The sequence below is a fragment of the Curtobacterium uvaldense genome, from assembly GCF_028307415.1.
Classification (GTDB): domain Bacteria; phylum Actinomycetota; class Actinomycetes; order Actinomycetales; family Microbacteriaceae; genus Curtobacterium.
This window is the reverse complement of the sequence record NZ_JAQMHU010000019.1, coordinates 62,296-69,014: the sequence shown is the minus strand read 5'-3', so window position 1 is coordinate 69,014 and position 6,719 is coordinate 62,296. Positions and strand designations below refer to the sequence as shown.

The window sequence follows — 6,719 nt, the reverse complement described above, 5'->3', positions numbered from 1 at the left end:
CCCCCCCCCCCCCCCCCCCCCCCCCCCCCCCCCCCCCCCCCCCCCCCCCCCCCCCCCCCCCCCCCCCCCCCCCCAGTCCGAGGGGGTCCCGTCAGGTCGTCACGCGGCGTGGCGGGCCAGGGTCATGCGCTCCTCGGGCACGTCCTGCAGGTCGCGTCCGCGGAACCAGCGGAGCAGCCAGTCGGCCGGCGAGCCGGCCAGCTCGGCCGGCAGGCCGGAGCGCTCGGTGAGGAAGGTGTTGAAGCCGGGCTCGTCGCGGACCTCGAGGTCCGACGGGTTGCCGAACGCCATCGACCAGCCGTCGAAGCGGCGGGTGTCGATGTCCTCGCGGGAGAGCGACTTCACGCCCTCGTGGCGGGTGTCGCGCTCGATCGCGGCGAAGCGGTCCTCGACGCTCCAGGAGGGACCCTCGAGCACCTGCATGAAGCGGCCGCCCTTGGCGAGCAGGAGTCCGGAGACACCGAGCGCCTCGTTGCGCAGGCGGGCTTCACGGAGCATGGCGACCAGGTGGTCGTCGGTCATCTCGTCGACGGCGACGGACATGTACACGAGGGAGGTGAGTTGCGTCATCGGCGCCAGTCTGTGTGCTGCTCCGGTGGAGGGTCAATGCGGTCGTCCGCACACCGCAGTCGGGTGCGGTGTGCGGACGACCGGTGGGGGTGGCCGTGCTCGATCCAGCGGGGCTCAGGTCAGCGCGAGGAGCGTGTTGACCTGCTCGTTCACGCCGGTGAGCGTCGACACGGGCTTGCCGTTCGCGTAGATGCCGTCGAACGCCGGCTGCACGAGCGCCTGGACGTCGGCGGGGTTCCGGGTGACGGGGAACAGGAACGTCGTGCCGTCCGCCACCTGCTCGGTGAACGCGGAGACGTCGAGCCCGCGCTCCCGGAAGGCGGCGACCGCGGTGTCCGTGCCCGACCGGCGGGCGGGGAAGACGATGCCCGCGCGGCCGACGATCTCCTGCGCGGCGGCACTGCCGAGGAACGCGACCCACTTCGCCGCGGCCTCCGGGTTCCGTGCCTGCTTCGTGATCGAGTCACCCAGGCCGTTGAACATCGACGCGCGGTGCCCGATCGGCCCCTTCGGTGTCGGGGCGATGGCGACGTCGACGCCCTGCAGGTCGGCGTAGGCGCCGATCATCCACGACCCGTTGAACGAGAGCGCGACCTTCTTCGACCCGAGCTGCACGTCCGGACCGGTCGTCGTGGAGAACACTCCGTACTTCGGCATGTAGCCCTTCTCGGCGAGCCCGAAGTACCAGGAGATCGTCTTCTGGAACGCGGGGTCGTCGTAGCGGAACGCGTTCCCCCACGGGTTCCGGTTCGTGTAGGACCAGTCGATCGACCCGGTGAACGGCGACCACTGCGTCTGCCCGAACCCGTCGCCACCGCTGCCGTTGGCGCTGATGCCGTAGACCGCCACGTCGGACCTGTCGAAGCCGGGCTCGTCCCCGCGGCGCCCCTTGCCGTCGATGGTCAGGTGCGCGACCGCCCGTTCGAAGGTCCCACCGTCGTCCGGGTTCCACTCGAGCGCGGCGAGGTCCTCGGCCGAGTAGCCGGCCTTCGCGATCACGTTCCGGTCGTAGAACATCGCGACCGTGTCCCAGTCCTTCGGCGACCCGTAGCGGTGCCCGTCGCGCCCCTTCCAGAGCTGCGCGAGGCCGGACTGGTAGTCGTCGTCGCGGATCGCACTCGTCGCCTCGAGCTCGTCGAGCCGGTGGAGCACGTCGAGGTCGGCGAACTGCGGGAACTTCGACAGGTGGTCGGTGAACACGTCGGGCGCGGTACCGGCGATGAACCCGGCGGTGAGCTTCGTCCAGTAGTCGCTCCACCCGAGCTGGGTGATGCGGATCCGGATGTCGGGGTTCTCACGCTCGAAGGCCTTCGCGACGGCCTGGTACGCCGGGAGCTGGTTCGCGTCCCACAGCCAGTAGGACACGGTGCCGGTCGCGCCGCTGCGGGGGTCCGGCGTGCTCGGGGACGAGCAGGCGGCGAGGGCGCCGAGCGCGAGGGCCGAGGCACCGCCCGCGAACAGTGCGCGTCGGGAGATGGAGTGCGTCATGTGCGGGGTTCCCTACTTGATCCCGGAGAAGCCGATGGAGTTGACGATGCGCTTGGCGAAGACGCCGAACAGCACGATCATCGGGAGCGCGGCGACGAGGGTCGCCGCCATGAGGCCCGCCCAGTCGGTGCCGGACTGCGGCGTCTGCGACTTGAACACCCCGAGCGCGACCGTGAGGACGCGGGAGCTGTCCGTGTACGACACCATGAGCGGCCAGAAGTAGTCGTTCCACGCCGTGATGTAGGTGAGGACCGCCAGCGTCGCGATCGGCGCCGATGCCATCGGCAGGACGAGCCGGAAGAACACGCGGACCTTCCCGGCGCCGTCGATGAGTGCGGCCTCCTCGACCTCGCGGGAGATGCCGAGGAAGAACTGCCGGAGGAAGAACACCGCGAACGGGGTCATCAGCATCGAGGGCAGGGCGATCCCGAGCAGGGTGTCGACCAGGCCGAGCGACTTGATCAGGGTGAAGTTCGGCAGGAGCGTGAAGATCGTGGGGACCATGAGCCCGGCGAGGAACACCCCGAACACCCGGTCGCGTCCCGGCCAGCGCAGGCGGGCGAAGGCGTAGGCGGCTCCGGCGGAGAAGAACACCTGCCCGACCGTGATCATCGTCGCGGTGACGACCGAGTTGAGCAGGTACTGCCAGAAGTTGATCGCCGCGCCGGAGCCGCCCTGCGCCAGGGCCTCCTCGGTGGACTGCAGGCCGAACACCCGCTCGAACCCGCCCATGCTGAAACCGGTCGGCAGCAGTGAGGTGGGGTCGGCGGAGATCGCGCCGTTCGACGACAGCGCGGTCCGGAGGATCCAGTAGAAGGGGAACAGGGTCACGACGATCACGGCGATCATCGCGGTCCAGGCGAGGACCCGTCCGACGGACGGCTTCGGACGCGGGGGCTTCGCGCCGCGGGTGGTGAGGGCGCGCGTGGTGGTGGGTTCGACCACCGGGGGCAGGGTGCTGGTCATCGTCGACTCGCTTCCGGTTGCTTCGGTGGCCGTCAGTCCAGGTCGCTCTCGCCGGAGCGCGAGAGTCGGTACTGGACGATCGTGATGATGCTCAGGACGACGAGGAGTGCCACCGAGACGGCGGACGCGTACCCGAACTGGAACCGGCCGAAGGCCAGGTTGTAGATGTAGTTCTGCACGACGTTCGTGGCGTTGGCGGGGCCGCCCTGGGTGGTGATCGCGACCGTGTCGAACACCTGGAACGAGCCGATGATCGTGATGATGAGCACCAGTGACAGGATCGGGCGCAGCAGCGGGACCGTGATCCGCCAGAACATCTTCCACTCGCTCGCACCGTCGATGCGGCCGGCCTCGTAGACGCTCTCCGGCAGCGCCTGCAGGCCCGCGAAGATGAGCAGTGCGGTGTAACCGACGTTCCGCCAGACGTTGATGAAGGCGATCGTGGGGATGCCCCAGACGTCGCTCTGCAGGAACGGGATGCGTCCGACACCGATCGCGGACAGGACCTCGTTGCCGATGCCGAGCTGCGTGTCGAGGATCCAGAGCCAGATGAGTGCCGCGACGACGTTCGACACCAGGTAGGGCGCGAGCACGATGCCCCGGACGAAGGTCGACTGCGTGAGCCGGTGCATCATGACGGCGATGAAGAGCGCCAGGACCGTCTGGAAGCCGATGTTCAGCACGACGTACTCGACGGTGACGAGCATCGAGTTCCAGAAGATCGAGTCCTGCACCAGGCGCTCGTAGTTCTGCAGGCCCGTGAACACCGGCGGGGTGAGCAGGTTGTACGTGGTGAAGCTGAGCCAGATGCCCCGGATCGTCGGCCAGAGCAGGAACACCGCGAACCCGACCGACGCGGGGGCGATGAACACGAGCGCGAGCCACAGGTCGTTCCGTCGTCGGCGGCGTGGTGTGGTGGTCCGGGCACGTGCCGTGTCGGCACTCCGCGCGGTCCGTGGTGGTGCCGTCACCAGGGGTGACGACAAGGGGCTCTCGGTTGCCATCGCGACTCCTTCGTCTGCGGTGGACTGACGTCGGCAGTCCGTGGCGGGGAATCTACACGTGGGGACTCGGCGTCACAAGGAGCGATTTGTGGCGCGCTCCAAGGGGTTGTCACGTGTAGACCGCTGTGCAATGCTTGGCGGCGATCGCGACGGAGCGACCTGCTCGGCGACACGTCCCCCACCTCGGAAGGTCACTGATGATCAGCATCGGAATGGTCGGAGCCGGCCAGTTCGCGCCCCAGTTCGCCAAGCTCTTCAAGATCCACCCGGACGTCGACCGGGTGTTCGTCACCGACGTGGTCGAGGGCCGCGCCGAGGACCTCGTCGCCGCCCAGCACCTCGACGGCACGCTCGAGGACTTCGACGCCGTGCTCGCCTCGGACGTCGACGCCGTCGCGATCTTCACCCAGCGGTGGACGCACGGTCCGCTCGTCGTCCGCGCTCTCCGGGCCGGCAAGCACGTGTACTCCGCCGTGCCGATGGCGGTCACCGAGGACGAGATCGCCGCGATCATCGAAGCCGTCCGCGAGACGGGGCTCACCTACATGATGGGCGAGACGAGCCACTACAACCCGGCGACGGTCTTCGCGCGGAAGCAGGTGGCCGAGGGCGCCTTCGGCCGGGTGTTCTACGCCGAGGGCGACTACGTCCACGACATGGACCTCGGCTTCTACGCCGCCTACCAGTACAGCGGCGGCGAGCAGTGGAAGCGCACTGCGAGCTACCCGCCCATGCTCTACCCGACGCACTCGGTCGGTGGCGTCCTCGGCGCGATCCCCGGACACGCGGTCAGCGTCAGCTGCATCGGCGTCAAGGACGACCGCGACGACGGCGTCTTCGACAAGGAGGTCAGCCAGTTCGACAACGACTTCTCGAACGCGACCGCCCTGTTCGAGCTCGACAACGGCGGTGTCGTCCGGATCAACGAGATGCGACGGGTCGGCTACCCGTCGCACCTCCGCGAGTCCCGCTTCCGGTACTTCGGCACCGAGGCCAGCTTCGAGCAGCTCGCGACGGTCAGCGTGTGGCAGGACAAGGAGGCCGTGCACGACGTCAGCGACCAGATCGACACCCGCCCGACGATGGAGCTCGACGACCCGCGTCTCGCCGACGTCGACCCGGCCCTCCGGGACGCGTTCGTGTCCGGCTACGCCCCCGTGCACGACGTCGACCGCCTGCCCGCCGAGTTCGACGGGGTGCCGACCGGGCACGAGGGCAGCCACCACTTCCTGGTCGACGACTTCGTCCGCGCGGTCGTCGACGGGACGCTCCCCCCGGTGAACGCCTGGGTCGCCGCCCGGTACACGCTGCCCGGCATCGTCGCGCACCGGTCGGCCCTGCAGGGCGGCGTGCGGCTGCCCGTCCCCGACCACGGCGACGCACCCGAGCCCGCCACCAGCACCGTCTCGTCTAGGATCGCGAGCGAGTAGCCCGCCGCTCGGCGACGGACGGCGCCCGACCACGGTCGTCACCCGACGTCGGACGGCGCCCGACGACGACCGTCACCCGACGACGTCGAGGAGTCCGCGCGGGCATCCCGTGCGAGCAGTGCGGCCCGGCCCCGTCCCGTGACGGCGCCGGGCCGCTCCCGTCGGCCCGAGCGGCCGACGGACCGACCGACGAAGGTGATCCCGTGACCGTGCCGACCAACCCGAGGGCGGTCACCCGTGCGGACGTCGCCCGGTACGCAGGGGTGAGCACGTCGGTCGTCAGCTACGTCGTGCACGACGGACCGCGCCCGGTCGCCGCGGAGACGGCAGCGCGAGTCCGCGAGGCCATCCGGGTGCTCGGCTACCGCCCGAACGCGAGCGCCCAGGCACTCCGCACCGGCTCCTCGAAGATGCTCGGCCTGATCGTGCCCGAGCTCGACAACCCGTTCTGGTCGGAGCTCGCGGTGGCCGTCACGCACGCCGCGGCGGCCCGGGGGTACGACCTCCTCATCGCGAACAGCGACGGGGACGCCCAGCAGGAGCGGGAGCGGCTCCGCACGCTGTCCGCCCGGCAGGTCGACGGGATCATCGTGACGAGCATCATGACGCACCCCGACCTGTCGTCGACGACCGACCCCGGCATCCCGATGGTGCTGCTCAACACCTTCTTCGAGGTACCCGAGTACGCGAGCATCGGCGTCGACGCCCTGCGCGGCGCCCGCCAGGGCACGCAGCACCTCGTCGGCCACGGCTACCGGGAGATCGGGCTCGTCATGGGGCGCACCGGGTCGATGGAGCTCCGCGAGCAGGGGTGGATGCAGGCCCTGCGCGCGGCCGGGCTGCCGGACGGACCGATCGTGCGCTGCTCGTTCGACCGCGCCGGCGGGTACGAAGCGGGCCTCCGGATGTTCGGCGGCGGCACCGGACCACGCGCCGTCTTCGTCAGCTCCGACCTGCAGGCCGTCGGACTCCTGCGCGCCCTGTACGAGCTCGGGCTCCGCTCCCCGGACGACGTCGCCGTGGTCTCGTTCGACGGCGTGGCGGAGGCCGACTACACGAACCCCCAGCTCACCGTCGTCCGGCAACCCGTCGAGGCGATGGCCGCGGCCGCGGTCGACCGGGTGCTCGCGCGGGAAGACCCCGACGACCACCACCTCGACCTGGTGCCGGCGGAACTCGTGCTCGGGGCGAGCTGCGGCTGCGACGTGCGACGCTGACGTTCTACGTCTTGTAGAGTGAGCGCTCGTGCGGCACGGTGCCG

At 70.1% G+C, this 6,719-nt stretch carries 6 protein-coding genes; 2 read left to right on the top strand and 4 right to left on the bottom strand.

The features are described 5' to 3' along the window. Positions 1-99: 99 nt before the first annotated feature. The 4 genes from PIJ49_RS11990 to PIJ49_RS11975 form a co-directional block, all read right to left on the bottom strand. The gene (locus PIJ49_RS11990) at positions 100-570 is read right to left on the bottom strand and encodes a BLUF domain-containing protein (RefSeq protein ID WP_066655844.1); all 471 of its coding nucleotides are present in this window, start codon (positions 568-570) and stop codon (positions 100-102) included. Between the two features lie 114 nt (positions 571-684). After that, a complete protein-coding gene (locus PIJ49_RS11985) occupies positions 685-2,058 on the bottom strand; it encodes an ABC transporter substrate-binding protein (RefSeq protein WP_271826684.1) in 1,374 nt (457 codons plus the stop codon). A 12-nt stretch (positions 2,059-2,070) separates the two neighbouring features. Beyond that, complete coding sequence (locus PIJ49_RS11980; RefSeq protein WP_081985024.1) at positions 2,071-3,024, bottom strand: carbohydrate ABC transporter permease; 954 nt, start codon at positions 3,022-3,024, stop codon at positions 2,071-2,073. A 32-nt stretch (positions 3,025-3,056) separates the two neighbouring features. Next, entirely contained in the window at positions 3,057-4,028 is a 972-nt protein-coding gene (locus PIJ49_RS11975; RefSeq protein WP_081985026.1) for a carbohydrate ABC transporter permease, read from the bottom strand. Between the two features lie 194 nt (positions 4,029-4,222). On the opposite strand from PIJ49_RS11975, the gene PIJ49_RS11970 reads away from it, so the two are divergent. Both PIJ49_RS11970 and PIJ49_RS11965 read left to right on the top strand, forming a co-directional pair. Then, positions 4,223-5,458, top strand: a complete 1,236-nt coding sequence (locus PIJ49_RS11970; protein WP_144411460.1) for a Gfo/Idh/MocA family protein — start codon at positions 4,223-4,225, stop codon at positions 5,456-5,458. 203 nt (positions 5,459-5,661) lie between these two features. Then, positions 5,662-6,675, top strand: coding sequence for a LacI family DNA-binding transcriptional regulator (locus PIJ49_RS11965; RefSeq protein ID WP_271826683.1), 1,014 nt, complete (start codon positions 5,662-5,664; stop codon positions 6,673-6,675). Positions 6,676-6,719 lie beyond the last annotated feature (44 nt).